The sequence below is a fragment of the Pseudomonas sp. 2725 genome (assembly GCF_050434585.1).
GTDB classification, from domain to species: domain Bacteria; phylum Pseudomonadota; class Gammaproteobacteria; order Pseudomonadales; family Pseudomonadaceae; genus Aquipseudomonas; species Aquipseudomonas jessenii.
Map to the genome: position 1 here is coordinate 1 of NZ_JBNDIV010000021.1, position 2,305 is coordinate 2,305.

The 2,305-nt window shown below is 62.2% G+C and carries 3 protein-coding genes; all 3 read left to right on the forward strand.

The window, feature by feature from the left end; translation table 11 throughout:
* The first annotated feature begins 49 nt into the window (after nucleotides 1-49).
* A complete protein-coding gene (locus tag ABIE16_RS28710) occupies nucleotides 50-1,171 on the forward strand; it encodes a Re/Si-specific NAD(P)(+) transhydrogenase subunit alpha (RefSeq protein ID WP_102685615.1) in 1,122 nt (373 codons plus the stop codon).
* Between the two features lie 11 nt (nucleotides 1,172-1,182).
* Complete coding sequence (locus ABIE16_RS28715) at nucleotides 1,183-1,536, forward strand: NAD(P) transhydrogenase subunit alpha (protein WP_057712569.1); 354 nt, start codon at nucleotides 1,183-1,185, stop codon at nucleotides 1,534-1,536.
* Nucleotides 1,533-2,305: NAD(P)(+) transhydrogenase (Re/Si-specific) subunit beta (locus ABIE16_RS28720; RefSeq protein ID WP_429522465.1), on the forward strand; the 773-nt coding region annotated here is incomplete at its 3' end. The genes ABIE16_RS28715 and ABIE16_RS28720, both read left to right, overlap by 4 nt.

The window sequence follows — 2,305 nt, forward strand, 5'->3', positions numbered from 1 at the left end:
CATCCGTAGTGCATGGGTTTACTCAATAAGATCACGCAGGAGATTTGACGTGCACATTGGTGTTCCTCTCGAAACCCAGACCGGTGAAACACGGGTTGCTGCAACCCCGGAAACCATCAAGAAGCTGATCGGCCAGGGCCATAAGGTCACTGTACAAAGCGGCGCCGGCATTAATGCCAGCGTTGTCGACAGTGCCTATGAAGCGGCAGGCGCAAGCATTGGCAGCGCCAACGATGCGTTTGCTGCCGAGCTGATTCTGAAGGTGGTCGCGCCCAGCGACAGCGAGCTCGCCCTGATCAAAAGCGGCACCGTAGTGGTGGGCATGCTCAATCCGTTCAGCAATGAAACCATCGCCAAAATGGCCGAATGCGGCATTACCGCCTTTGCCCTGGAAGCCGCGCCGCGCACCTCCCGCGCCCAAAGCCTGGACGTACTGTCGTCGCAAGCCAACATCGCCGGCTACAAGGCTGTGTTGCTGGCCGCTCACTACTACCCGCGTTTCATGCCGATGCTGATGACCGCTGCGGGCACCGTGAAAGCGGCGCGCGTGCTGATTCTGGGTGCCGGTGTGGCCGGTTTGCAGGCCATCGCTACCGCCAAGCGCCTGGGGGCGGTGATCGAAGCGTCTGACGTGCGTCCTGCGGTAAAAGAGCAGATCGAATCCCTCGGCGCCAAGTTCGTCGACGTGCCTTACGAGACCGATGAAGAGCGCGAATGCGCCGTCGGTGTCGGCGGTTACGCCCGTCCCATGCCGGCCAGCTGGATGCAGCGCCAGGCCGCGGCCGTGCACGAACGCGCCAAGCAGGCGGACATCGTTATCACCACCGCGCTGATTCCGGGCCGCAAGGCGCCGACGCTGCTCAGCGCGCAAACCGTGGCCCAGATGAAACCGGGTTCGGTGGTCATCGATCTCGCGGCCGCCCAGGGCGGCAACTGCCCGCTGACCGTGGCCGACCAGGTGGTCGTCGAAAACGGCGTGACCATCGTGGGCCCGACCAACCTGGCCAGCGCCGTGGCGGCTGACGCTTCGGCGCTGTACGCCCGCAACCTGCTGGACTTCATGAAACTGTTGTTCGATAAAGAAGGACAACTGGTGATCAACCTTGAAGACGATATCGTCGCCGCGTGCCTGATGTGCCGCGACGGCCAGATCGTGCGCAAGAACGGCTGAGGATAAAAACAATGGAAGACATGCTGATCTCTGACGGTATCTACAACCTGATCATCTTCGTGCTGGCGATCTATGTCGGTTACCACGTGGTCTGGAACGTCACGCCTGCGCTGCACACCCCGTTGATGGCGGTGACCAACGCGATCTCGGCGATCGTGATCGTCGGTGCCATGCTGGCAGCGGCTTTGACCGTGACGCCACTGGGCAAGACCATGGGCACCCTGGCCGTGGCCTTGGCCGCGGTGAACGTATTCGGTGGCTTTTTGGTCACCCGCCGCATGCTGGAAATGTTCAAGAAGAAAGCGCCGGCAAAAGCTCCGGCCGCCAAAGCTGAAGCAGTCAAGGCTGAGGTGCAGCAAGCATGAGCATGAACCTGGTTACGTCCCTGTATTTGATCGCCTCGGTCTGCTTCATCCAGGCGCTCAAGGGCCTCTCGCACCCCACCACGTCGCGCCGTGGCAACCTGTTCGGCATGCTCGGCATGGGCCTGGCGATCCTCACCACGGTCGGCCTGATCTATAAGTTGGGCTCCGAACTGGCCCAGGACGGTATCGTCTACGTGATCGTCGGCCTGCTGATCGGCGGCACTGCCGGTTCGATCATGGCCAAACGCGTTGAAATGACCAAGATGCCGGAGCTGGTCGCCTTCATGCACAGCATGATCGGCCTGGCCGCGGTGTTCATCGCCGTGGCTGCCGTGGTCGAGCCGCAGTCGCTGGGCATCGTCAAGCAACTCGGTGACGCGATCCCGGCCGGTAACCGCCTGGAACTGTTCCTCGGTGCCGCCATCGGTGCAATCACCTTCTCCGGCTCGGTGATCGCCTTCGGCAAGCTGTCGGGCAAGTACAAGTTCCGCCTGTTCCAGGGCGCACCGGTACAGTTCAGTGGCCAGCACAAGCTGAACCTGCTGCTGGGCCTGGCCACACTGGGCCTGGGCGTGACGTTCATGCTCACCGGCGACTACACCGCTTTCGGCGTGATGCTGGCGTTGGCCTTCGTGCTCGGCGTGCTGATCATCATCCCGATCGGCGGCGCGGACATGCCCGTGGTCGTGTCGATGCTCAACAGCTACTCCGGCTGGGCAGCGGCGGGCATCGGCTTCTCGCTGAACAACTCGATGCTGATCATCGCCGG

Excerpts from the sequence above, each read along its gene's own strand:
- ABIE16_RS28715 (WP_057712569.1), top strand. The coding sequence starts at position 1,183 with ATGGAAGACATGCTGATCTCTGACGGTATCTACAACCTGATCATCTTC.